Source organism: Bacillus sp. FSL K6-0255 (genome assembly GCF_045040725.1).
GTDB lineage: Bacteria > Bacillota > Bacilli > Bacillales > Bacillaceae > Bacillus > Bacillus subtilis.
This window is the reverse complement of sequence record NZ_CP150278.1, coordinates 3,124,434-3,146,436: the sequence shown is the minus strand read 5'-3', so window position 1 is coordinate 3,146,436 and position 22,003 is coordinate 3,124,434. Positions and strand designations below refer to the sequence as shown.

29 protein-coding genes are annotated in these 22,003 nt (G+C 42.1%); 18 read left to right on the top strand and 11 right to left on the bottom strand.

The genetic code is table 11. The features are described 5' to 3' along the window. The first annotated feature begins 14 nt into the window (after positions 1-14). The 4 genes from essA to MHB62_RS16485 all read left to right on the top strand — a co-directional run bounded on the left by essA (position 15) and on the right by MHB62_RS16485 (position 2,404). Positions 15-470 carry a type VII secretion protein EssA gene (gene essA, locus MHB62_RS16500; RefSeq protein WP_080015537.1) on the top strand — a complete coding sequence of 152 codons (456 nt, stop codon included), beginning with the start codon at positions 15-17 and terminating at the stop codon, positions 468-470. A gap of 62 nt (positions 471-532) precedes the next feature. After that, positions 533-1,264: a (S)-benzoin forming benzil reductase gene (locus tag MHB62_RS16495; protein ID WP_015251328.1), complete on the top strand. Its 732-nt coding sequence runs from the start codon at positions 533-535 to the stop codon at positions 1,262-1,264. Between the two features lie 197 nt (positions 1,265-1,461). Further along, on the top strand, positions 1,462-1,992 hold the full coding sequence (locus MHB62_RS16490; RefSeq protein WP_003244444.1) for an HD domain-containing protein: 531 nt from the start codon (positions 1,462-1,464) through the stop codon (positions 1,990-1,992). A 175-nt stretch (positions 1,993-2,167) separates the two neighbouring features. Then, complete coding sequence (locus MHB62_RS16485) at positions 2,168-2,404, top strand: YuzF family protein (RefSeq protein WP_003220677.1); 237 nt, start codon at positions 2,168-2,170, stop codon at positions 2,402-2,404. A gap of 40 nt (positions 2,405-2,444) precedes the next feature. Here MHB62_RS16485 and MHB62_RS16480 read toward each other — a convergent pair whose 3' ends face one another. Further along, entirely contained in the window at positions 2,445-2,834 is a 390-nt protein-coding gene (locus MHB62_RS16480; RefSeq protein ID WP_032722441.1) for a DUF2283 domain-containing protein, read from the bottom strand. Positions 2,835-2,948: 114 nt separating this feature from the next. Between MHB62_RS16480 and MHB62_RS16475 the strand changes: the two genes are divergently transcribed. The 7 genes from MHB62_RS16475 to pdeH all read left to right on the top strand — a co-directional run bounded on the left by MHB62_RS16475 (position 2,949) and on the right by pdeH (position 8,632). Beyond that, positions 2,949-4,058, top strand: coding sequence for an AI-2E family transporter (locus MHB62_RS16475; protein WP_015483636.1), 1,110 nt, complete (start codon positions 2,949-2,951; stop codon positions 4,056-4,058). Between the two features lie 59 nt (positions 4,059-4,117). Further along, positions 4,118-4,339 carry a spore germination protein gene (locus MHB62_RS16470; RefSeq protein WP_014477839.1) on the top strand — a complete coding sequence of 74 codons (222 nt, stop codon included), beginning with the start codon at positions 4,118-4,120 and terminating at the stop codon, positions 4,337-4,339. A 72-nt stretch (positions 4,340-4,411) separates the two neighbouring features. Then, entirely contained in the window at positions 4,412-4,660 is a 249-nt protein-coding gene (locus MHB62_RS16465; RefSeq protein ID WP_021480501.1) for a YueH family protein, read from the top strand. Between the two features lie 71 nt (positions 4,661-4,731). Continuing rightward, positions 4,732-5,130, top strand: coding sequence for a YueI family protein (locus MHB62_RS16460; RefSeq protein ID WP_015251331.1), 399 nt, complete (start codon positions 4,732-4,734; stop codon positions 5,128-5,130). 96 nt (positions 5,131-5,226) lie between these two features. Next, entirely contained in the window at positions 5,227-5,778 is a 552-nt protein-coding gene (locus MHB62_RS16455; protein WP_014477836.1) for a cysteine hydrolase family protein, read from the top strand. 15 nt (positions 5,779-5,793) lie between these two features. After that, positions 5,794-7,266 carry a nicotinate phosphoribosyltransferase gene (locus tag MHB62_RS16450; protein WP_003228788.1) on the top strand — a complete coding sequence of 491 codons (1,473 nt, stop codon included), beginning with the start codon at positions 5,794-5,796 and terminating at the stop codon, positions 7,264-7,266. Positions 7,267-7,402: 136 nt separating this feature from the next. Continuing rightward, positions 7,403-8,632: a cyclic di-GMP phosphodiesterase gene (pdeH, locus tag MHB62_RS16445; protein WP_003243525.1), complete on the top strand. Its 1,230-nt coding sequence runs from the start codon at positions 7,403-7,405 to the stop codon at positions 8,630-8,632. Here the strand turns inward: pdeH and MHB62_RS16440 are convergent. Both MHB62_RS16440 and MHB62_RS16435 read right to left on the bottom strand, forming a co-directional pair. Then, a complete protein-coding gene (locus MHB62_RS16440; RefSeq protein ID WP_014477834.1) occupies positions 8,608-8,976 on the bottom strand; it encodes a hypothetical protein in 369 nt (122 codons plus the stop codon). The two genes, pdeH and MHB62_RS16440, sit on opposite strands and share 25 nt — an antisense overlap. A gap of 113 nt (positions 8,977-9,089) precedes the next feature. Further along, positions 9,090-9,215 (bottom strand): hypothetical protein, encoded by a 126-nt coding sequence (locus MHB62_RS16435; RefSeq protein WP_003228793.1) that lies wholly within the window; start codon positions 9,213-9,215, stop codon positions 9,090-9,092. A gap of 221 nt (positions 9,216-9,436) precedes the next feature. Here MHB62_RS16435 and degQ point away from each other — a divergent pair, with 221 nt between their 5' ends. The 6 genes from degQ to MHB62_RS16405 all read left to right on the top strand — a co-directional run bounded on the left by degQ (position 9,437) and on the right by MHB62_RS16405 (position 14,300). Continuing rightward, positions 9,437-9,577, top strand: a complete 141-nt coding sequence (gene degQ, locus MHB62_RS16430) for a degradation enzyme regulation protein DegQ (protein WP_003220708.1) — start codon at positions 9,437-9,439, stop codon at positions 9,575-9,577. A gap of 184 nt (positions 9,578-9,761) precedes the next feature. After that, a complete protein-coding gene (locus tag MHB62_RS16425) occupies positions 9,762-10,625 on the top strand; it encodes a polyprenyl synthetase family protein (RefSeq protein ID WP_032722437.1) in 864 nt (287 codons plus the stop codon). A gap of 1 nt (position 10,626) precedes the next feature. Further along, complete coding sequence (comX, locus tag MHB62_RS16420) at positions 10,627-10,848, top strand: competence pheromone ComX (RefSeq protein WP_014480704.1); 222 nt, start codon at positions 10,627-10,629, stop codon at positions 10,846-10,848. Between the two features lie 15 nt (positions 10,849-10,863). Beyond that, positions 10,864-13,176 carry a histidine kinase gene (locus tag MHB62_RS16415; protein WP_032722435.1) on the top strand — a complete coding sequence of 771 codons (2,313 nt, stop codon included), beginning with the start codon at positions 10,864-10,866 and terminating at the stop codon, positions 13,174-13,176. 80 nt (positions 13,177-13,256) lie between these two features. Then, a complete protein-coding gene (gene comA, locus MHB62_RS16410; RefSeq protein WP_003220716.1) occupies positions 13,257-13,901 on the top strand; it encodes a two-component system response regulator ComA in 645 nt (214 codons plus the stop codon). A gap of 18 nt (positions 13,902-13,919) precedes the next feature. Continuing rightward, positions 13,920-14,300, top strand: a complete 381-nt coding sequence (locus tag MHB62_RS16405; protein ID WP_017695528.1) for a hotdog fold thioesterase — start codon at positions 13,920-13,922, stop codon at positions 14,298-14,300. A 38-nt stretch (positions 14,301-14,338) separates the two neighbouring features. Here MHB62_RS16405 and mnhG read toward each other — a convergent pair whose 3' ends face one another. Genes mnhG through MHB62_RS16370 form a run of 7 tightly spaced genes read right to left on the bottom strand, consistent with a single transcriptional unit; the run spans position 14,339 to position 20,107 of the window. Further along, a complete protein-coding gene (mnhG, locus tag MHB62_RS16400; protein ID WP_003244302.1) occupies positions 14,339-14,713 on the bottom strand; it encodes a monovalent cation/H(+) antiporter subunit G in 375 nt (124 codons plus the stop codon). Then, positions 14,697-14,981, bottom strand: a complete 285-nt coding sequence (locus MHB62_RS16395; RefSeq protein WP_003228814.1) for a Na(+)/H(+) antiporter subunit F1 — start codon at positions 14,979-14,981, stop codon at positions 14,697-14,699. The genes mnhG and MHB62_RS16395 overlap by 17 nt, the downstream gene beginning before the upstream one ends. Next, on the bottom strand, positions 14,981-15,457 hold the full coding sequence (locus MHB62_RS16390) for a Na+/H+ antiporter subunit E (protein WP_003228815.1): 477 nt from the start codon (positions 15,455-15,457) through the stop codon (positions 14,981-14,983). Before MHB62_RS16390 ends, MHB62_RS16395 begins: the two co-directional genes overlap by 1 nt. Before the next feature lie 5 nt (positions 15,458-15,462). Beyond that, positions 15,463-16,944, bottom strand: coding sequence for a Na+/H+ antiporter subunit D (locus MHB62_RS16385; RefSeq protein ID WP_029725869.1), 1,482 nt, complete (start codon positions 16,942-16,944; stop codon positions 15,463-15,465). Beyond that, the gene (locus MHB62_RS16380; RefSeq protein WP_003220730.1) at positions 16,937-17,278 is read right to left on the bottom strand and encodes a Na(+)/H(+) antiporter subunit C; all 342 of its coding nucleotides are present in this window, start codon (positions 17,276-17,278) and stop codon (positions 16,937-16,939) included. The genes MHB62_RS16385 and MHB62_RS16380 overlap by 8 nt, the downstream gene beginning before the upstream one ends. Next, positions 17,278-17,709 carry a Na(+)/H(+) antiporter subunit B gene (locus MHB62_RS16375; RefSeq protein WP_003228819.1) on the bottom strand — a complete coding sequence of 144 codons (432 nt, stop codon included), beginning with the start codon at positions 17,707-17,709 and terminating at the stop codon, positions 17,278-17,280. The genes MHB62_RS16380 and MHB62_RS16375 overlap by 1 nt, the downstream gene beginning before the upstream one ends. Then, positions 17,702-20,107, bottom strand: a complete 2,406-nt coding sequence (locus MHB62_RS16370) for a Na+/H+ antiporter subunit A (RefSeq protein WP_019712489.1) — start codon at positions 20,105-20,107, stop codon at positions 17,702-17,704. The genes MHB62_RS16375 and MHB62_RS16370 overlap by 8 nt, the downstream gene beginning before the upstream one ends. Before the next feature lie 230 nt (positions 20,108-20,337). On the opposite strand from MHB62_RS16370, the gene MHB62_RS16365 reads away from it, so the two are divergent. Beyond that, the gene (locus MHB62_RS16365) at positions 20,338-20,553 is read left to right on the top strand and encodes a hypothetical protein (RefSeq protein ID WP_029318493.1); all 216 of its coding nucleotides are present in this window, start codon (positions 20,338-20,340) and stop codon (positions 20,551-20,553) included. 35 nt (positions 20,554-20,588) lie between these two features. Here MHB62_RS16365 and maeN read toward each other — a convergent pair whose 3' ends face one another. Next, the gene (gene maeN / locus MHB62_RS16360; protein ID WP_029725866.1) at positions 20,589-21,935 is read right to left on the bottom strand and encodes a sodium/malate symporter MaeN; all 1,347 of its coding nucleotides are present in this window, start codon (positions 21,933-21,935) and stop codon (positions 20,589-20,591) included. Between the last annotated feature and the right edge of the window lie 68 nt (positions 21,936-22,003).

Here is a 22,003-nt window from a genome sequence, read left to right as displayed (position 1 = left end):
GGATCATGATTTGTATGCTCTCCTTTTCCCTTTTCATACCCTCTGCCGCGGCTGCCCAAACTGAAGAAAATACAGATGTCGCGCCAAACCAGTATGAGAAAAAAGACATCGAAATCGATACGAATTATTTGCATGAAGATACCTTCTATGAAGAAAAAACAGAACTGCCTGAGGAACAGAAGGATATTACTTTTGATAAACCGAAGGACAAGGACGCCGAGCTGATAAAAGATTTGTTTACATCAACAAATGCCGAGGATTCCAACACGATTGCGGCCCAGTCGAAACAGCTTGGAATTACATTTGCTGAAAAACCAATAACAAAGACATCATCAACGGAAACAGAAGATGAACAAGAAACATCATCATTGCTGCTGCCGATGATCTATGTCGTACTGATCCTGCTCGGAATTGCAGGCATCGTGTTCCTCATCCCAAAAGTCACAGCGCAGGAAAACAAGAAGGCGTAGGCCGCGTGCTTGTGTTGTGTAAAAGCAGTGCCGTACAATAATAACGGAAAAGGAGGTTTCCAATGGAACTTTATATCATCACCGGAGCGTCAAAAGGGCTGGGTCAAGCCGTTGCATTACAGGCTTTAGAAAAGGGGCATGAAGTCCATGCCTTATCCAGAACGAAAACAGATGTCTCTCACAAAAAACTAACGCAGCATCAAATAGACCTCATCAATCTTGAAGAAGCTGAACAGCAATTTGAAACATTGCTCTCATCCATCGATCCAGATCGTTATTCTGGTATTACCCTTATCAATAACGCCGGAATGGTAACGCCGATCAAACGTGCCGGCGAAGCGTCTCTTGACGAGCTTCAGCGCCATTATCAGCTGAACCTGACTGCGCCCGTGCTTTTGAGTCAGCTGTTTACAAAACGGTTTGCTTCATACAGCGGCAAAAAGACGGTTGTCAACATTACTTCAGGAGCCGCCAAAAATCCATATAAGGGATGGAGCGCGTATTGCAGTTCAAAAGCCGGGCTCGACATGTTTACGAGGACATTCGGATTTGAACAGGAGGATGAAGAGCTGCCGGTGAACATGATTTCGTTCTCACCTGGAGTGATGGACACTGAGATGCAGGCCGTCATCCGTTCTTCATCGAAAAAGGATTTCCACCACATTGAACGATTCCGGAAATTAAATGAAACAGGAAGCCTTCGCAGTCCGGACTTTATTGCCGGCACGCTGCTTTCTTTACTAGAAAAAGGGACGGAAAACGGCCGCATTTATGATATTAAAGAGTTTTTGTAGAGCAGATATTTTCTGCTCTTTTTTTTATACAAAAGGCTGCAGCCATCGCATTTTATTGAACAGCCGCATATACTGACTGAAACGTTGCTTTTAGGGTATAACAATGATGATAAGAAGATCAAAATGATGTGACATAAGAATTGAGTTTCTCTGCAAATTATGTTAGGATTCTAAAAATATCTAAAGGAGGGGTTTCCATGAGAAAGGTTACATTAATGGATGTTTTCACCCATCCAATTGCACAAAAATATCTTCAGCGTTCCGGCGTGGCACATGCGATTGCCTGCGCTTATCATGCATACAGGCTGTCTGTGAAGGCTGACATTAATCCTGATTTAGCAGCAAAAGCGGCACTGCTTCATGACATTGGCCATTATGAATGGTATACAGACGGAAAGTGGGATTATGAGAAATACAAAAGAAATGACATTCATGCCATTAAAGGGGCGGAACGGGCGCATAAACTTCTGATTCGGCTTGGCGAGGAACCGAAAGCAGCAAAAGAGATTGCACTAGCCATTTTGCTTCATACAGATTCCTATTTGCCTGAAGGCGAATTAGATAAAAACACACTGCAGCAGATTGTCAAAAAAGCGGACGAACTGGATGAAGAGCCGGGCGGCCATCATCATTACCGCCAAATTGATCCTTCAACCGCACGAAAAAAAATAGAAAAGCTGGACCAATTAATCGACCAAGCCCAGGCATCCGTGATAAAGCCTGTATAAGTACGGAACAGCGCCAGCTTTCTTCGCTGTCTCCGCTTCATCGATACTTCCTTTACACCGCTTCCAAACGTATTCTCCTAAAATCTCCGCACCCCTTTGTTTTATCAGGTAAGCCTGTGTCATTATCCATAAGCGCGGCATAAGCTGAGATAAAACACACAAAGGGGATAAAAATATGGTCAACCAAGGTAGTCCGCAACTGGTCTCTTTAGTCGATCCTTATGTCTATCAGACCATTAAAAAGCTCATCGGCTCAAGGTTCGTTATACAGACAGTACGAGATACGGTCAGAGGCAGACTGATCGATGTTAAACCTGACCATATCACAATTGAAGGAGCCCGAAATTCTGTTTGTTTGATCAGAATCCAGCACATGATTTCCGTCACCCCAGATTACAGTGAGCGGGTCTAACAGTGCTTGCGCATGAAAAATAGGCGTACACCGGGACGTCCTATTTTTCAGTTAAGCGCTGTAAAAACGCACTATGATACATTGTTCCGTCAAGGTCAAAACCGGCAAATTCCTGATAGTCACCATCTGAAAAACAGAAAGTGACGCCGTACACTGTATAGCAGGAACGGACTGAAGCATGCTGGCAGACCCGAAAATGATAACCGTCTGAATCTTTTACATATAGCCGGGATTTCCCGGCAAATGGGGCACAGAGGTGTGCTGCCTCACCAAAACATTCGAATCCGGCAATTTTGCCATCTTGGCTGATATCCAGCAGGATACAATCATTGACTTTAAGCTCCTCAGACCGTATATTCCTGTTCCTTTTCGGAGGAAGAACATAGATATAAGCCAGTTCTGAATCTGTATCGTATGTCACGGCCTTCATCACCAACACTCCTTTCATTATATTAAGAGTTCTGATATGGGTTCATTTTTGTTACAATGATGGGGTATAAGTTCTTTTATCTGACAGACAAAGAAAAACTAGGAGGAACAAAGCTTGTTGAAATCAAAAGTCCATTTTTGGACATTGCAGATTTTATTTGTTTTGCTGATTATTTATGTAGCAACAAAAGTTTCATTTGTATTTCAGCCGTTTATTGTTTTTATCTCGACATTGTTTTTCCCGATGCTAATTGCGGGAATTTTGTATTTCATATTTAATCCGGTCGTCCGCCTGCTTGAGAAAAAAATTCCGCGGACATTATCCATCCTATTGATCTATTTACTGTTTATCGGTTTGCTTGCCTTTATTTCAGCGTCAGTCGGACCTATCATCACCTCACAGGTGACAGGGCTGTTTAACAACCTTCCTGATTATATAAAACAGATTCAGGCGCTGACAAAGGATTTGTCCCATTCTCAATGGTTTACCTGGATGATGAACCAGGATTATGTATCGATATCAAAAATTGAACAGTCATTGACAAGTTTTCTCCAAAACCTGCCGCAAAATATCACGTCCAGTTTATCTGCGGTGTTTGGTGTCGTGACAAACATCACGCTTGTTATTATTACTGTTCCATTTATCCTTTTTTACATGCTGAAAGACGGACACCGCTTTCCGCATTTGGCAGTAAAAATTCTACCGGCTTCTTATCGGACAGAAGGCTTAAAGATTTTTAAAGATTTATCCGATACGCTTGCGGCATATTTCCAGGGGCAGCTGTTAATCTGTCTTTTTGTCGGAACAGCGTGTTTTATCGGCTATTTAATTGCCGGACTGCCGTATGCCCTGATTCTTGGGATTGTCATGGCGATTACCAATATCATTCCCTATGTCGGGCCTTTTCTCGGTGCCGCGCCGGCTGTCATTGTCGGTTTTATGGACTCGCCGGCCAAAGCGCTGTTTGCGATTATTGTGGTCGTCATCGTTCAGCAGCTGGACGGAAACCTGCTGTCTCCTCTTGTGATCGGAAAGCGGCTGAATACCCATCCGCTTACGATTATTTTGCTATTAATCGGAGCGGGAAGCTTCGGCGGAATTCTCGGCATGATTTTAGCGGTGCCGGTTTATGCGGTAGTGAAGGCGTTCTTCCTGAATATTGTCCGCTTGATCAAGCTGCGCCAGCGGTCACGACTCGAGGAAAACGCAAAGCCAGCTGAATAGGCGGGCACCATTAGCGGCTCTTTGCATATGATGCTGTAAATCAATGCGGAGGTGGGGAAATGCCTGCAATTGTGGGGCCGATTTATATCATGTCAGTTACGGGTAATGCCGCGGCAAGCTTTGGAGACGTATTTGCGATTTCGCCCAAAAGCGTCGCTCATTCAGGGGCGGGGTCAGGCACATTTCAGCTTGGTGATTTTGTGAAGATTAACAACCAAACGAGTAAAACTCTCTTCAAAGATGCCGATATCACTGATGAAACAGTTTCGTTTAACGGGTAACAGCCTTTTCACAAGAGGCTGTTGCTTTTTTATTGTATAATATGGGTAGTCTTTGAATAGAGAGGTCATGTTATGAAAATCAGAAAAGCAAATATCAATACGCAAACCGGAATGATCACGGACGTGTATCTGCATGAAAACAGAAAAGAACTGCGCACGCTTGTAGCGGTACCGCAGCTGGAGTGGAGCACGATCATTTCCTATGAAGAAGATAAAGCAACTCTGCCTGAACGGCTGGAAGCGTCGTTGCGCCGGCATACAGAGGAAATCCCTGCTGGTGAGCTGGCCAAAAAAATCATTCATTGGGTAACAGAAATGTAAACGGCGCTTGAAAGTTTAGCTCCTGCCTGATCAGGTGATAATGAAGACAAACAAGACGGGAGGACAGGCTTTTGAGTGAAGATAAAATGGATCTCTATTTGCAGCAAGGAATGTATGGGCCTTTGGAGACAAAGCCTGACGAGCGCCACTTGTTTTTAGGTTCTCTAAGAGAAAGAGTCGTTTTGGCACTGACGAAAGGACAGGTGCTTAGAAGCAAACCGTATAAAGAGGCGGAGCACGAGCTGAAAAACAGCCATAACGTCACCCTTTTGATTAATGGAGAGCTTCAGTATCAGTCTTACTCTCCTTATATCCAAATGGCGAACCGGTACGGAGTGCCCTTCAAGATTGTATCTGATCTTCAGTTTCATACGCCTTTAGGCATCGTCATTGCGGCTGACATCGCTGTGAATCGTGAATTGATATATATTCAGGACGACATTTATAATCGGTCAGTGCTGAAATCTTAAGAGACAAACGGACCGTTTGTCTTTTTGTTCATGGCAATTCACTTACAACTGGAGATAAGATATAATGTTCTCATACTGATGGCGGGGAGGCCGGCTATGAAAAAAGCACTTATTTGTATTGATTATACGAATGATTTTGTGGCGAGTGACGGAAAATTGACCTGCGGGGAGCCCGGCAGAATGATTGAAGAGGCGATCGTCAATTTAACTGAAGAATTCATCACAAACGGTGATTACGTCGTATTAGCAGTAGATTCTCATGATGAAGGGGATCAATATCACCCTGAAACCCGTCTTTTTCCTCCGCATAATATAAAAGGCACGGAAGGAAAAGATCTGTACGGAAAGCTTTTGCCTCTATATCAGAAACATGAACATGAGCCTAATGTTTACTACATGGAAAAAACGAGATATTCTGCTTTTGCGGGAACTGATTTAGAGCTCAAACTCAGAGAGCGGCAGATTGGCGAACTGCACCTTGCCGGTGTCTGCACAGATATTTGTGTGTTGCATACAGCTGTTGACGCATACAACAAAGGTTTTCGGATTGTTGTGCATAAACAAGCTGTCGCCAGCTTTAATCAGGAGGGGCACGCATGGGCTCTTTCCCATTTTGCAAACAGCATCGGAGCGCAAGTGGCAGAGTAAGGAAGGGGAAAAACAGTGTTAGAGTACGGATTTAAAGATGACAGCCTGTCATTACATACAGACCTTTATCAGATCAATATGGCGGAAACGTACTGGAGAGACGGCATTCATGAAAAGAAAGCGATTTTTGAGCTGTTTTTCAGAAGGCTTCCGTTTGAAAATGGCTATGCCGTATTTGCGGGCTTGGAAAAAGCCATTGAATACTTGGAAAATTTCAAGTTTACGGATAGCGATTTGAGTTATTTACAGGATGAACTCGGGTATCATGAAGATTTTATTGAATATTTGCGCGGCTTATCTTTTACAGGTTCACTTTACTCCATGAAAGAAGGAGAGCTCGTTTTTAACAATGAGCCGATTATGAGGGTGGAGGCACCCCTGGTAGAAGCGCAGCTGATTGAAACAGCTTTGCTCAACATTGTGAACTATCAAACATTAATTGCAACAAAGGCTGCCCGGATTAAAGGCGTCATCGGTGATGAAGTTGCGCTTGAATTCGGAACAAGACGGGCGCACGAAATGGATGCGGCCATGTGGGGAGCGAGAGCAGCCTTAATCGGCGGCTTTAGCGCGACAAGCAATGTAAGAGCCGGAAAGCGCTTTAACATCCCGGTTTCCGGCACACATGCGCATGCGCTTGTGCAGGCTTACCGCGATGAATATACAGCTTTCAAAAAATACGCGGAAACACATAAGGATTGCGTCTTCTTAGTTGACACGTATGACACGCTTCGTTCAGGCATGCCGAACGCGATTAGGGTTGCCAAGGAATTCGGCGACCGCATTAATTTCATTGGCATCCGTCTGGACAGCGGCGATTTGGCGTACCTGTCAAAAAAAGCCCGGAAAATGCTTGATGAAGCAGGATTTACAGATGCGAAGGTGATTGCTTCAAGCGATTTGGATGAGCACACCATTATGAATTTAAAGGCTCAGGGAGCGCGCATTGATGTCTGGGGTGTCGGTACGAAGCTGATCACTGCCTATGACCAGCCGGCTCTCGGCGCAGTTTATAAACTCGTTGCCATTGAAGAAGATGGGAAAATGGTTGACACGATCAAAATTTCGTCCAATCCTGAAAAAGTGACGACACCGGGCAGAAAGAAAGTCTACCGCATTATTAATCAGTCCAACCATCATTCTGAAGGCGACTATATTGCGCTTTATGATGAGCAGGTGAATGATCAGAAGCGGCTCAGAATGTTCCACCCGGTTCATACATTCATCAGCAAATTTGTCACGAATTTTTATGCGAAGGATCTTCATGAGCTGATTTTTGAGAAGGGTATTCTTTGCTACCAAAACCCTGAGATTTCAGACATACAGCAGTATGTGCAGGATAACCTCAGCCTGCTTTGGGAGGAATATAAGAGAATCAGCAAGCCGGAGGAATACCCGGTTGATTTAAGCGAGGACTGCTGGAGCAATAAAATGCAGCGGATCCACGAAGTGAAAAGCAGAATTGAAGAAGAGCTTGAGGAAGAATAAAGAAAAACTGGCCTTTCATTCGCGAAGGGCCAGTTTTCTTTATGTATATATTATTTTTCATGTTTAGACAATTTTCGTCAAATTATTTGATATACTTAGGGGTGAAAGCCGCGCGTATTGTAAGGGGGATAAATCAATGAGGGTGTTTGTTGCAAGACAGCCTATTTTTAATAGAAAAGAACAGGTTGTTGCTTATGAACTGCTGTATAGAGAAAGCGAAGAGAACGTGTATAGCGCTAAAGACGGCGATCAGGCAACAACAGATTTGGTGATCAACAGCTTTTTAAACATCGGAATTGAGAAGCTGACGGAAGGGAAACGCTGTTTTGTTAATTTTACGGAAAGCCTGATGTTTTCGAATCTTCCCACCTCCTTCAATCCGAAACAGCTTGTCATTGAAATCCTTGAAGATATACCGATCACGCCGGCCCTCATTTCTAGATGCAAAGAATTGAAAAAAATGGGGTATATGCTGGCGCTTGATGATTTTTATGCAATAAATCCGCAAGATGAGGACTTACTGGAAAAACTCATGAGCTATATTGATATATTGAAAATTGATTTTCTCAAAACAACACGAATGGAACGCAGAACAATTTTGCAAACCTACGGCTGCCGCGGCCTGATTTTTTTAGCGGAAAAAGTAGAGACCCGAAAAGAATATAAACAGGCGGTCCAAGACGGCTTTCAATTATTCCAAGGCTACTTTTTCAGCGAGCCGCGCATCATCAGCGGGCATGACCTATCGACTCATTTCTATTCTTACTATGAACTGCTTAACGAACTGAGTAAAGAGCAGCCTAACATAAAGCGTGTGACAGAGTACATAGAGCGGGATTTATCACTGTCCTATCAAATTTTAAAATTTTTAAACTCATCCCACAGCCGTTTGAGCCAGAAAATTGAAAGCATTCAACAGGCCATTATGCTGCTGGGATTTAATGAAATCAAACGGTGGATATATATTCTTTCCTTTAAGGATTTAAGCAGGAAAGGGCATTCCAGCAAGCACGAAATCATTAAGATTTCTCTGATAAGAGCAAAGCTTTGCGAACTGCTGGCGAGAAAGACATCCCGGCCGCAGCCAGCTTCTTATATGCTGATCGGAATGTTTTCTCTCATAGACACCCTCCTGCATAGAGAAATAGAGGAAATTGTTCAAGAATTGCCTTTAAAAGATGAAGTCGGGCAAGCATTATTAGGCCATCAAAACGACTACTACCAAATGCTTGAGCTTGTGAAATTAATTGAAAGCAACAACTGGGACACTTGCTCGGAATTAGGCAATCAACTCGACAAAGAAGAAGCGTATGAATGTTATCTTGAGGCTCTGGAATGGTGTCATAATCTTATGGACGCAAAATGATTGCGGTCCTCTGACCACCGCAAAGCAAGAATGATTCGGCTTTGCGTTCCGATAAGGCTGATATAGATGCCGTCGGGATTAAAGACCGTATCCACTTCATGCCGGACGCCCATTTGTTTGATCAGGCGCTTGATGGTTTGTTTATCGGACTGCTCGGCTGCGGTCAGAATGCGGCGCGAGAGCTCCCGCGAGCCCGCAATGCGGCCGAGAACGAGCTGGGCATCCGCAAATATCCCTGCGGCCTGCCTCGCTGAACGGATAAAGGTATCAATATTGTTGGCAGGAGCGGGCGGACGGCGTACCTCATACGGATACACGTAAAACCAGGGATAACGATATCTCATGGGAGCACCTCGCAAAAAAGGATGTTTCTATATGTATAGATCCCTAATTGCCGAATATGACAAAGCGAAAAGGCCACAACTTTAGCGTTGCGGTCTTTTTCGGTGTTTGTCGGTCAGGAAACGCCAAGAATCGCATATTCAATTTTGAAAATACGGTATGAAGGACTATAGTCTTGCTTAGTGAAAATGCGAAACCCGTTAAAATCAAGGAGATTAAGAATCTTTCTCAATTTCAGCACATATAAACGCTCTTTCACATAGAAAGATAGTCCCGTTCTTGTTGTGATTCCTTTGAGTATAAGGACCTATTTAGATTTGCGGTGTCACGCAGGACTTTTTTGTATACTTTTCGGTGAAAAATAAGCCGAAAGCAGATACACTATTAGTAACAGATCAAATACCTAGGACTCGTTCACCATACACAATTCATTGATCTTTCAAAAAAAGGAGTGTGGAAACGATGGAAAAGAAACTTGAAGAAGTAAAACAATTGTTATTCCGACTCGAACTTGATATTAAAGAAACGACAGATTCATTACGAAACATTAACAAAAGCATTGATCAACTCGATAAATACAATTATGCAATGAAAATTTCGTGAAAAAGACTTGGAAACAAGTCTTTTTTTTCGTTCTACCGATACAATAAATGGATAAAGTATTATATGATTGTTAAAAAACGAAAAACCTGCTGTCCTTTAAATGTCCCATTTAGTAAAATGGAATGGGAGGGGGGAAGTCGTTATTGAGCAGATATGTTTAGATTCTGTCCGGATCAAGGAGAAAATGAAGGAGATTGTGGATGAAAATATTTTAAATGAGGACTTAAAAGTGAAGCTCATTTCTTTTATCAAAGAAAAAAAACAATTTTCATTTGCAGAACTGGCTTATTACCATTACATAGCATTTGATGGAAAAAACGACAAAGCAATTGAGTTATTGGCGTCAGGTATAGAACTTTTAATTTTATCTGCGGACATTTTTGACGATATTGAGGATAAGGACAATCTTCAGGCTTCTTGGATGAAATTAGATCCTTCTATAGCAACTAACGCAGCTACCGCACTTTATACATTAAGTCTGCAAGTAATAGGTTCAGTCTCAAATCATCCAAAACTTTTAAGCCTTACTTTGCAATATTCACTCCAATCTTTACAAGGACAACATGTAGATTTGAATTTAACAGCCTCATCAGAATCAGAGTATATTGAAATGATTAAACTTAAGTCGGGTTCTCTGGTAACATTGCCCAGTATTCTTGGTGTATATCTGGCAACTGGAGAATATAATGAAACAGTTGAGGAGTATTCACGTTATTTAGGTATAGTCGAGCAAATTGCAAATGATCACTATGGACTTTATTACCCTAACAATAATGACTTCAAAACTAGACATACGCTTGCCTTCAATTATCTTAAAAATAAATTTAACCAATCATCAATTGACTTATTAAATTTTTATGCGCAAGAAAATCATATGATAAATAATTTGGAAGATTTGAAGGGAAAGTTAAGAGAATCAGGTGTAATACAATATTTGAATGTTATAAAAAATTTAGCAGTGGAAAATTTTAAGGAATCATTCAAAAAACTGAGATTAGATGAACAAAGAAAAAATAAATTACTTATTCAATTATTAAGGGGGATTTAATTTGAAACATATTGATAAAATCATTAGCCATCTAGTAAACAACCCGGAAGCGTTTGATCAATTTAAGAATGGGAACTTAACCTTGCTAAATATAAATGAAAAAGAAAAGAAAGCAATATTATACGCGTTTGAACAAGGAGAGGTGCCAAGAACAAGCAAGTGGCCTCCAATAGAAGCTATTAGTAATTTTTTTGAGGATGATAAAAGAAAAAGTTTGATTTAATTACGGGATGATGTGATGTACAGATATATTAACGTCTATAAATATTTGTCTCTAGTTTTTATCATTTTAAGTTTTATTTATGTTATATACCTCTCGTATAGCTTTGCTTTTAACATCTTCGTAGGTGCGGATGTAAAGATAAATGAACAGGGTAAGTTAGAGGTCACCAATGTTTTAGATTATACAGATGAATATTATTCAGGTGTGAAAAAGGGAGATATCATTCTTGAAGTAAATGGGGAGAAAGGCAGTGATATTCAATTAAAAAGTGGAAGATTGGTCAATGTAGAAAGTTTAATTGTTGAGAGAGATAATAAATCATTTCATTTACAAAATGTAAGCCTAATCAGTGAAGAAAATTTATTTATGTATCTCATTCCTGTAATATCTTATTCAATCTGTTTATTTTGTATATTTTTTATTTATAGAATAAATAAAGTAAGAAAATCAACTTCTGCTTATATTTTAATTTTATTTTTGTTATTTGTATCAGTAGCGTATGTAAGTGCATGTGGAGCAAGAAGAGGTGAAGAGATAAGCACTTATCTGCTTGTTCTTACTTTAGTCAGTTGTCCGGTGTTATATATTCATTTTATATATAAATACTTTATAGAATTAGGAACAAAGTTATTCGAAAAGAAGATTTTAATCATTATGTATATGCTCCCGCTAATAAATCTTTTATTAGAGGACGTTCTGAGTAATAGATTAAAATCTTCGGCTTTTTTGTCTAATCTGAATTTGATTTCATTTTTTGTCCTAGTTCTTACTGTATCGATTCTTATCCATAAAGGGATAAGAAAATTTAAACAAAAAGAGCAAAAGTCAATTTTGAAAGTCCTTGCTTATACAAATATCTTTTCTTTCAGTCCGTTTATTGTCTTTTTTGCTGTTCCATATGTGTTTTTCGAGAAGTATGTCTCACCTTTTAGTTTGGCTGCTTTTACACTTGTTATACCTTTTTCTTTAGTATATCAATTTATGACTAATAGACTTTATAATATCGACTTTGTTGTGGGGCGGCTTAAGTACTACGGTTTTTTAGCCATTACACCTACTATTATCGTAGTGACCATCTTTAATTACATTCAGCAACCAAAGGATATCTTTTATTTAGTTAAACTAACAATTGCAATATATGTTCTTATGTTTGCCGTTTTTTACTTTAAAGAAATCATTGATTTTCGTTTCAAGTTGAAAAGATTTACAGAGAAATTTAATTATCAAGATGGGATTTTTAAATTTACTCAGTTGATTAAGCAAGCATCATCAGTAGATCAAGTACTTAATCACTTTAAAAATACAATCCTAGAAGTATTAAACATAGATAATGCTTGCGTGTATGATAATTCTAAAGGGGAAATCACCCTTCTTAGTAAGAACAACTTTAAAGATCTGACTTATAAAAATCATGAGCAATATGTGAAAAATTTTTCTGGTGATATCGGTAAAATTAAAGAGTTTAAACAAGGTTTTATTATTAAAATAGGTGAACGAGGAGACAGATCATTTTTAGTACTCTGTTTCTCAAGTTATAATACTTTTAAGTTAACAAGGGATGAAATTGCATGGCTTCAAACATTAGCATTTTATACAAATGTCTCATTGGAAAACGTTATGAAAATCGAAGAATTGATGGTGCATCTTGAGGATTTAAAACAACAAGAATCCAACCCCGTATGGCTCAAAAAACTCATGTACACGATCGAGGAAAAACAACGCTCGGATCTCGCCCGCGATCTCCACGATTCGGTTCTTCAGGATTTGATTTCCTTAAAACGCCAGTGTGAGCTGTTTTTGGGTGATTTCAAGAAGGATGATAATCCGTGCCGTGAAGAGGTGCAGGACAAGCTTGTACAGATGAATGAGCAGATGTCTGATGTGATTTCGATGACGAGGGAGACGTGTCATGAGCTGCGGCCGCAGCTTCTGTATGATCTTGGGCTGGTCAAGGCGCTGTCGAAGCTGGTGGCGCAGCAGCAGGAGCGGGTTCCGTTTCATATTCGTTTAAATACCGGGAGATTTACGGCTTCCCTTGATCTGGATTCGCAGCTGAATTTGTACCGGATCATTCAAGAGTTTCTGTCTAATGCGGTCAAGCACTCTCAGGCGACGGATGTGCTGATTATGCTCATCAGTATTCAAAACAAAATCGTTCTTCATTATGAGGACGATGGCGTTGGGTTTGATCAGGAAAAGAATACTGAGCATTCCATGAGCATGGGGCTTTCTGGCATTAAGGAGAGAGTCAGGGCTTTAGATGGGCGCCTTCGGATTGAAACAAGTGAAGGAAAGGGCTTTAAGGCTGATATTGAAATCGAATTGTAATGGATTTATAACGGAAACGACTTGGCACAGGCCAAGTCTTTTTTATAAAATGGAAAAGAGTGAGTAAAAGGGAGGAAAACATGAAAAAGATACTAGTGATTGATGACCATCCGGCTGTCATGGAAGGCACCAAGACAATTTTGGAAACGGATTCGAATTTGTCTGTTGATTGTCTCAGTCCTGAACCGAGCGAACAGTTTATCAAGCAGCATGATTTCTCGTCATATGATCTCATTTTAATGGATCTGAATCTAGGCGGCGAGGTCAATGGGATGGAGCTTTCTAAACAGATTTTACAAGAGAATCCTCATTGTAAAATTATCGTGTATACCGGTTATGAGGTCGAGGATTATTTCGAGGAAGCGATTCGTGCGGGTCTGCACGGTGCCATCAGCAAAACGGAATCTAAAGAAAAGATCACCCAATACATATACCACGTACTCAACGGAGAAATTTTAGTCGATTTTGCTTACTTTAAACAGCTGATGACTCAGCAAAAAACAAAGCCGGCTCCTTCCTCTCAAAAAGAACAAGATGTGCTCACACCTAGAGAATGCCTGATTCTTCAAGAAGTTGAAAAGGGATTTACAAACCAAGAAATCGCAGATGCCCTTCATTTAAGCAAGCGGTCCATTGAATACAGCTTGACATCGATTTTTAATAAGCTGAATGTCGGTTCACGGACGGAAGCGGTTTTGATTGCGAAATCAGACGGTGTACTTTAAATGTTGGGGGTGTAGATGATGGATACGAAACACACATTGCTTGAAGCGCTTGGTATAGAGATTGTTGAAAACACAGCGGAACGATGCGTTGCGGTCATGCCGGTGGATCATCGGACAGTTCAGCCATTCGGATATTTGCATGGGGGCGCTTCAGTGGCCCTGGCGGAAACAGCGGCGAGCGCAGGTGCACAGAACCTGATTGATCATTCAACACAGGCTTGTGTCGGTTTGGAGATTAACGCCAACCATTTAAAATCTGTAAAGGAAGGAACGGTAAAGGCGATAGCCGAGCCCGTTCATATCGGCAGAACGACGATTGTCTATCACATTCACATATATGACGAGCAAGAGAGGCTGATCTGTATATCCAGATGCACGCTGGCTGTCATCAAGAAATAAAAAAACAGCCGGAACTCTGCCTGTCCGGCTGCTTATTTTTATAAATAAGAATCCTCTTTTCGTTTAATCACAAAGTTTCTGATTCCGTTATAGTCATCCTGTACGCTTCTCTCATCAAGCTTGACGCCGGAGTTATACGCAGCACGGCAGATCAAGTGCCCGCCGATAGGCGACGTAATAAAGATAAAGAGAATCCCAAGCAGGATTTTAGCGGAGAGCTCCCCCGTCACAAACCACAAATAGAAGAAGACACCGAGCAGAATCATATTGACACCCAATGTTGAGCCTTTAGAAGCAGCATGAGCGCGTGTAAACACATCGGGAAGGCGAAGTACGCCAAATGAAGCAATGAGGCATATAAGAGCACCCAGCAAAATGAATACAGCCACAACGACCTTAGCGGTTTCGATCATTTTCGATAATCTCTCCTTTCTCCAGGAACTTGGAAAATGCGATCGTTCCGATAAACGATAAAATCCCCAGCAACAAAATAATATCCAAAAACGCACTTGTTTTCAGCAAAATGGAGACAAGCGCCGTGATTGCGATCAGATTGATGCCGATTGCATCCAGAGCCACGACCCGGTCAGGCACAGTCGGACCTTTAATGACACGAATGACATACAAAAAGGTAGACACTGCCATAATGCCGAGCGCGATTTGCAGGATCAGCGTAAACATCACCGGCTCACCTCCTGTATGGCTTTTTCAAATGACTCCCGAATGTCAAAAATCGCTTTTTCCGCATCCTCGATATCCATTGCATGAATATAAAGTATTGTTCTGTCATCTGAAATATCCATCACCAAGGTTCCCGGCGTTAATGTAATGAGCAGAGAAAGCAGGGTGATTTCCCAGTCCTTCGTCAGTTCAGTTTTAAAAGCAAAAATGCCCGGTCTGATATTCAGTTTTGGAGATAAGACTGATTTCATCACACTGACATTGGCAAGGTACAGTTCCTTTATAAAAATGAAACAGAGCTTGATGATAGAAATCAATTTCCATAGATAAAACTGGCGAGTGAAAAAGCGCCGGAAGAAAAAGAGAGAGAGCATTCCCAGAATATAGCCTGTAATGAATCCTGCGGCGCTTGGACTGTTGCTCAAGAACATCCAGCAAAAAGCGAGAAACACATTTAATAAAATTTGAAATGCCATGCGATCTACTCCTTCAGAACAGCTTCGATATATTTTTCCGGATTCAGCAGCGTCTCGGCCGCTTGATCAACGTAAGGCGACACCCATTCTGTACCCAACCCGAAGAGAAGAGACAGCAAGAGAAAAATAGCTGCAGGATAAAGAAGTCCTTTAGCTGTTCGATGATTTGGTTTTGGCGTTTCTTTTTCTTCGCCCCAAAACGCATGTATAAAGATCCTCAGCACAGAGTACAGTACAAGCAGACTCGAAAGCAGAATCAGCATGGATATCGTAAATTCACCTTCTGCGAAGCCGCCCTCTGCAATTTTAAATTTGCCGACAAATCCGCTCAGTGGCGGAATGCCTGCAAGAGAAATAGCGGAAATGAAAAACATCCATCCAAGAACAGGATAGCGTTTGATCAGCCCGCCCATTTTATGCAGGCTCGCGGTTCCAGTCAATGCGATCAGCGTACCTGCCAGCATAAACAAAGCACCCTTAATCAGCATATCGTGAATCAGATAGTAGATCGCGCCCTGAATGGATGCGGGGGTGTGTACTGCCACACCGAACAAAATCACGCCGACAGCGGTAATAATGTTATAGATCACAATTTTCATGACATTCGAATAAGCGAGTGAACCGATCACACCGAAAATCACAGTCAGCGCCGCCAGCCAAATCATCAGCTGATGGGTAAAGGCAGTATCGTGAATAAAAATCAATGTGAAAACCCTCGTAATCGCATATAACCCGACTTTTGTCAGCAAAGCGCCGAACAACGCGGAGATTGCTGCCGGTGGCGCGTAATAAGAGCCTGGAAGCCAAAAGTAGAGGGGGAAGATTCCGCCCTTCATGCCAAATACCAAAAGCAGCAGGACACCAATCACAGTGATCAGCCCGGTTTGTCCTGATTCGCTGATTTTCACGCTAAGATCCGCCATGTTTAACGTGCCGGTTACAGCGTATAAAAAGCCGACCCCTATGACAAACAGGGCAGACGATACGATATTAAACACAATATATTTAAGGGATTCCCGCAGCTGAATTTTTGTGCCGCCTAATACAATCAGCATATAGGAAGCAATAAGCAGAAGCTCAAAAAATACGTACATATTAAATAAATCGCCTGTTAAAAACGCTCCGCTGACACCGGCAAGCAAGAACTGAACGCCGGAGTAGTAAAAGGAGCGCTCCCGTTTTTCACCGACGGAACGGAAGGAATAAAGCCCAACCAATAAACCGATGACCGCTGTTGTGAGAACGAGCAGGCTGGCGAATTGGTCTGCGGCGAGCACAATGCCGTACGGCGCTTTCCAGCCGCCTAAGCTGAGTGTCTGGATACCTTTTGTGAAGACAGTCTGTACAAGTATGCCGCTAATCACAATCCCGATGGCCGATGCCGCCGTGCTGAAGATTCTCATGAGCATAAGATTCTTCGTCATGAAAATCAGAAGAATAGCCGACAAAAGCGGGATCAGGATTGGCAAAATAACAAAATTATTCATGTTGATCATTTCCCCTCATTTGATCCATATCGTCCGATTTCAATTCCTGATAAGCGCGAAAGGCCATGACGAGGATGAATGATGTAACGCCAAAAGAAATGACAATTGCGGTCAAAATCAGGGCTTGCGGAAGCGGATCGACAAATGATTTGGCATGCTCGCTCAAAATCGGAGCGGCGCCTTTCTTTAACCCTCCCATAGTCAAAAGCATTAAATGAACGCCATGGCTTAACAGTGCTGTTCCGATAATGACGCGAAGCAGGCTTTTAGACAGCAGCAAATACGTAGCAGCCATAAAAATAATACCGGCTAATACAGCCATTAAGATTTCCATTATTCTTCCTCTCCAATCGTTTGAATAATGGTCATCGTTATGCCTACGACAACAAGATAAACGCCTAAATCAAATATCGTCGCTGTGGCGAGCTCCGTTTTCCCAAGGATCGGCAGCTGAAAGTATCCGAATGTGTGGGTTAAAAAAGGAGCCCCGAAGACAAAGGAGCCAACGCCTGTTAATACAGCGAGCAGAAGGCCGGCTCCCGCGACATAAATGAAATTGACCGGCAAAAGGGAACGCACGGTTTTTAAATCATACGCCAAGAGCAAGAGAACGATGGAAGAGGACGTGATCAGTCCGCCGACAAAGCCTCCTCCGGGCGCGTTATGCCCTGATAAAAATAAATAGAAAGAGAAAAGCAAAATGATAAAGGATACAAGCTTTGTCGCAGTTTGAAGAATCAAGTCATTTGTTTTTTGTTCATTCACCGCTTTTCCCCTCCTCTTTTACTTTTGTTTTAATCATGCTGTAAATGCCGAGAGCGGCTATCGTTAATACCGTAATTTCAAACATTGTATCAAATCCCCTGAAATCAACGAGAATGACATTGACGACATTATCCCCTCCGCCGAGATCGTGGCTGTGTTTGACAAAGAAGGACGCAATGCTGTCTTTTGTCCGCTGGCTTGAGGATGCGATGCCGAGCAGAGTAACGATAACACCGACGCCTAAAGAAATGATAAAATTTGTCATCCGGAACGTTCTCGTTTTTGTTTTCAGTCTCAGTTTCGGCAAATGGTAGAAGCAAAGCAGAAACAGTGCCACAGAAATCGTTTCAATGACGAGCTGAGTCAATGCCAAGTCCGGCGCTCTGAAAATGACAAAAAACAATGCAAGCGTATAACCGACAACACCGAGTGCAATGATCGCCGTCAGTCTTGACCTAGCAAAAACAGTCGCCACTGTGGCGCTGATCATGACAAGCGTCAAAATGATTTCGTATACACCGATTTTAGCCATGCCTTCCGTTTTAAATGAAAATCCGCCTTTAATGGCAAAAGCTCCGCCTATCAGAATGATGAAACCAGCGAAGATATACAGCAAATAATCTCTTAAAAACCCGGTCATATATTGTTTTGTGACCCGGTAAGAGCCTTTCTCCATCAGAGTCAAAAGCTTATCGTATAACCGGTTGAGTGTGAGTTTCGAAGGAAACAGTTTATAGATTCCTTTCCACTTATTCAGCGACAAATAACCAATTGTTCCGATCACAACAATACCCGCAGTCATGAGCAATTCCGTTGTAACCCCATGCCACTGTGAAATGTGAACGTGGAATTTCTCATGGCCGGCAAGCAGTGTCGGATAGATTGAGTTCATCGCAGGCTCTATCAGGCTGTACGACAATATATTCGGGAAAAAGAAGAGACTGACAGCCAAAGCGACAAGAATGACCGGTGGTACGAGCATGCCGACAGGCGCCTCGTGAGCCGGTTTTTCAAGCTGCTCAGGCTGGTAATTTCCTCTGAATGTTTTAAACAGCAATTTCATGCTGTAGATAAACGTAAATACACTTCCGATCCAGGCGAAAAGAGGGAACAGAACGCCCCATGTCTGCACGTTGAACAGGTCAAAATGTGTCACGCGAAGCATGCTTGTGAAAAACATTTCTTTACTCAAAAATCCGTTAAACGGCGGTAAGCCGGCCATTGAAAATGTCCCGATTAAGGAAATGGTAAATGTAATCGGCATAATCGCCATCAGGCCGCCTAGCTTCCGGATATCCCGTGTGCCTGTTTCGTGATCGATAATCCCGACTGCCATAAACAAGCTTCCTTTAAAGGTTGCGTGGTTGATTAAATGGAAAATGGCAGCCATAGCGGCAACTGTATAATATTCTGTATGGCCGTAATGAAGGGCCGCAGCACTGACTCCGAGCATGGAGATGATCATGCCGAGCTGGCTGACGGTTGAAAACGCCAAAATCGATTTTAAATCAGTTTGTTTCACGGCATGGAATGAACCCCAAACCATCGTAAAGAGGCCAACGAGGGACACGATCCAAAACCACTGAGCTGAAAAGGCGAAAATAGGACTGAATCTCGCAATCACATAAATGCCGGCTTTTACCATAGTAGCTGAATGGAGATAAGCGCTGACAGGCGTCGGAGCTTCCATCGCGTCAGGGAGCCAGATGTAAAAAGGAAATTGCGCTGATTTCGTAAAAGCCCCTAATAAAATGAGAATCATAGCCGGGATAAACAATTCGTGGCCGGCAATTAATTGAACCTGATGAACCATCTCTCTAATGCTGAAGGAATCCGTTATCAAATAAAGGAGAATAAATCCGCCGAGCATGCACAGCCCGCCGCTGACCGTAATCAAAAGTGATTTGGCTGCGCCATAGCGCGACTTTTCCCGCTTATACCAATAGCCGATCAGCAAAAAGGATGAAAGGCTTGTAAGCTCCCAGAACATGTAGAGAACCATGACATTGTCTACTAGAACGACGCCGAGCATGGCGCCCATGAACATCAATAAGTAGACATAAAAGGGCCCAAGCTGTTCTTTTTCTTTCGATAAATAAAAAATGCTGTAAAGAGTGACCAAAGAGCCAATGCCTGTGATCAGTAAAGCGAATAATAACCCGAGGCCGTCTATATAAACGGTAAAGTTAATGCCGAGTGACGGAATCCACTCTAATACCGATCGAAGTGTTTCTCCAGACTGTGTCATCCTGATCATTGGGAGAAAGTATATAAACAGCAAGACGGGCAGGATCAACACAAACCAGCCCGTATGCACTCTTTTTGCGTATTTTGCCAAGAAGGGAATGATAAAAGCAAATAAAAAAGGCGATAAAATAGCAAGATGTAAGAGCTGCAAAGATAAGACCTCCTTTTCTCGTTCTCAATTGAAAAATGCGCTATGTATGAAATATACGGTCAAACGACCTAGTCCAAATTATATCGCACTTTTCTGCAAGCTGCCACGCTTCGAACTGCTGTAATGGGTTTTTATGAGTTCTTTTGACCTCAAAATAAGTCTAACAAAAAAGAGGTTATTTGTATATTTAAAATCAATCCTGATCAAGCTGAAGGAAAGGAGCTGGTCATGTGAAAACAAAAGTCGTGATGTGCTCAGGTTTATTCTGCTCAGTATTTGCAGGGGCATTCATGTTGAATCAATATGACGGGCGCAGCGGTGTGGCCGCTAGTGATGAGTGGGAGCTGTATTTACTGGAGCACCACCTGTCAGCCAGAATGAGTGAGACGGAATCAAAGGATCTGCCGTTTGGTCCCCGAGAGTATATTCGGATTGTGAATAAATAAAAAAAGAGTTCCGCATAAAACGGAACTCTTTCTGTTTATGAAGTGAAAAAACGAAGCAGCACTGTCGCGCAAATAACTGTGCCTGCACCGCCGAGACGGGTTGAAATTTGGGCAAACGGCATAAGGCCCATTCTTCCTGATGCCGATAAAATGGCAACATCACCCGTTCCGCCGAGGCCGCTGTGGCAGCAGGTAACGATTGCGGATTCAACCGGATACATGTTCATCAGCTTGCCTACAAAATATCCAGAACCAATCATCGCGATAACAACTGAAATACAGATGATGACAAAAGGAATAGAAATCACAGACGCTACGTCATCCAACGGAATAAAGAGGATGCCGAGACCGACCATCAGCGGCCATGTAAAGCTTGAAGAAATAAACTTATAAAGCTGGTAAGCGCCTTCTTCCATTTTTTTCGGAAGAATATTCGCATACTTGACAGCCGCAGCTGAAATAATCATTAAGATCGCGCCCGGGATGAAGATGAATTTCTCCAATAACCCGCCAAAAATAAAGAATGTACACGCGAGCAGAACTCCCGCTCCCATTAGTTTAAAATCAATTTTTGCTTCGGCTTCTTTTTGATTGAAAATCTCATTTGCTTTTTTAGATTTTACGAGACGTCCGTTCCCATTTAGATCTGGACGCTTGTCGCCAAGCTTTTTCATTAAGGCTGCACATATGATAGCAAAAACGTTTCCTATAATTGCGGCTGGCACCAGCTGAGACACAAATACATCGGCGGATGAGCCCAGTATTTGTGAATAGGCGATTGAAAGCGGCAAAATCCCTTCACCTATTCCCCCGGCAATAATCGGGACAACAACAAAGAAAAAGGAATCATAGGCACTATAGCCAAAAATAAATCCGACAAGGATGCCGGCTGCAACGGCCGCGATTGTTCCTGCAACCAGTGGAACGAACATTCTGATAAACCCCTGTATTAAAACAATTCTGTTCATACCGAGGATACTTCCCACAACAAGGCACGCGATATAGAAATAAAGGAAGTTAGACGTTTTCATCAAGTTGGTTACAGCGTCTAAAGATGTTGAATTCAGTACATTGTAAAAGACTAAAAATGAAGGAACAAACAAAGATAAAATAGCAGGGCCGCCAATATCCTTCAATATCGGTATGCGTTGGCCTATGTCTCCGAGAAACACACCAAGAATCATAATGATGGCAAACCCGCCAAGCATATTTGCCGGCAGCTCATTGTAATAGGCTGCAAGAATAATAATAACTGCTAATACTGTGTATAATGGCAGAGGAATCACACCGATTTCCCAAGACCAGATTTTTTGAAACAGGTTTTTCCCCTGTGAGTCTTTTGGCTCAGGTGAAATTGTCCCCGTTTTTGGAATTGCTCCCATGTCATACACCCCCATGTATTGTTTGTTACAGTCTACAAGAAAGCGTTAACACTTCATATTTTTTTAAG

Excerpts from the sequence above, each read along its gene's own strand:
- degQ (WP_003220708.1), top strand. The coding sequence starts at position 9,437 with ATGGAAAAGAAACTTGAAGAAGTAAAACAATTGTTATTCCGACTCGAA.
- MHB62_RS16385 (WP_029725869.1), bottom strand. The coding sequence starts at position 16,944 with ATGAATAATTTTGTTATTTTGCCAATCCTGATCCCGCTTTTGTCGGCT.
- comA (WP_003220716.1), top strand. The coding sequence starts at position 13,257 with ATGAAAAAGATACTAGTGATTGATGACCATCCGGCTGTCATGGAAGGC.
- MHB62_RS16470 (WP_014477839.1), top strand. The coding sequence starts at position 4,118 with ATGCCTGCAATTGTGGGGCCGATTTATATCATGTCAGTTACGGGTAAT.
- MHB62_RS16440 (WP_014477834.1), bottom strand. The coding sequence starts at position 8,976 with ATGAGATATCGTTATCCCTGGTTTTACGTGTATCCGTATGAGGTACGC.
- MHB62_RS16425 (WP_032722437.1), top strand. The coding sequence starts at position 9,762 with ATGAAGGAGATTGTGGATGAAAATATTTTAAATGAGGACTTAAAAGTG.
- MHB62_RS16485 (WP_003220677.1), top strand. The coding sequence starts at position 2,168 with ATGGTCAACCAAGGTAGTCCGCAACTGGTCTCTTTAGTCGATCCTTAT.
- maeN (WP_029725866.1), bottom strand. The coding sequence starts at position 21,935 with ATGGGAGCAATTCCAAAAACGGGGACAATTTCACCTGAGCCAAAAGAC.
- MHB62_RS16415 (WP_032722435.1), top strand. The coding sequence starts at position 10,864 with ATGTACAGATATATTAACGTCTATAAATATTTGTCTCTAGTTTTTATC.
- MHB62_RS16480 (WP_032722441.1), bottom strand. The coding sequence starts at position 2,834 with ATGAAGGCCGTGACATACGATACAGATTCAGAACTGGCTTATATCTAT.
- pdeH (WP_003243525.1), top strand. The coding sequence starts at position 7,403 with ATGAGGGTGTTTGTTGCAAGACAGCCTATTTTTAATAGAAAAGAACAG.
- MHB62_RS16455 (WP_014477836.1), top strand. The coding sequence starts at position 5,227 with ATGAAAAAAGCACTTATTTGTATTGATTATACGAATGATTTTGTGGCG.
- mnhG (WP_003244302.1), bottom strand. The coding sequence starts at position 14,713 with ATGATCGAAACCGCTAAGGTCGTTGTGGCTGTATTCATTTTGCTGGGT.
- MHB62_RS16490 (WP_003244444.1), top strand. The coding sequence starts at position 1,462 with ATGAGAAAGGTTACATTAATGGATGTTTTCACCCATCCAATTGCACAA.
- MHB62_RS16405 (WP_017695528.1), top strand. The coding sequence starts at position 13,920 with ATGGATACGAAACACACATTGCTTGAAGCGCTTGGTATAGAGATTGTT.
- essA (WP_080015537.1), top strand. The coding sequence starts at position 15 with ATGCTCTCCTTTTCCCTTTTCATACCCTCTGCCGCGGCTGCCCAAACT.
- MHB62_RS16395 (WP_003228814.1), bottom strand. The coding sequence starts at position 14,981 with ATGTTTACGCTGATCCTGCAAATCGCGCTCGGCATTATGGCAGTGTCT.
- MHB62_RS16380 (WP_003220730.1), bottom strand. The coding sequence starts at position 17,278 with ATGGAAATCTTAATGGCTGTATTAGCCGGTATTATTTTTATGGCTGCT.
- MHB62_RS16390 (WP_003228815.1), bottom strand. The coding sequence starts at position 15,457 with ATGGCATTTCAAATTTTATTAAATGTGTTTCTCGCTTTTTGCTGGATG.
- MHB62_RS16495 (WP_015251328.1), top strand. The coding sequence starts at position 533 with ATGGAACTTTATATCATCACCGGAGCGTCAAAAGGGCTGGGTCAAGCC.
- MHB62_RS16465 (WP_021480501.1), top strand. The coding sequence starts at position 4,412 with ATGAAAATCAGAAAAGCAAATATCAATACGCAAACCGGAATGATCACG.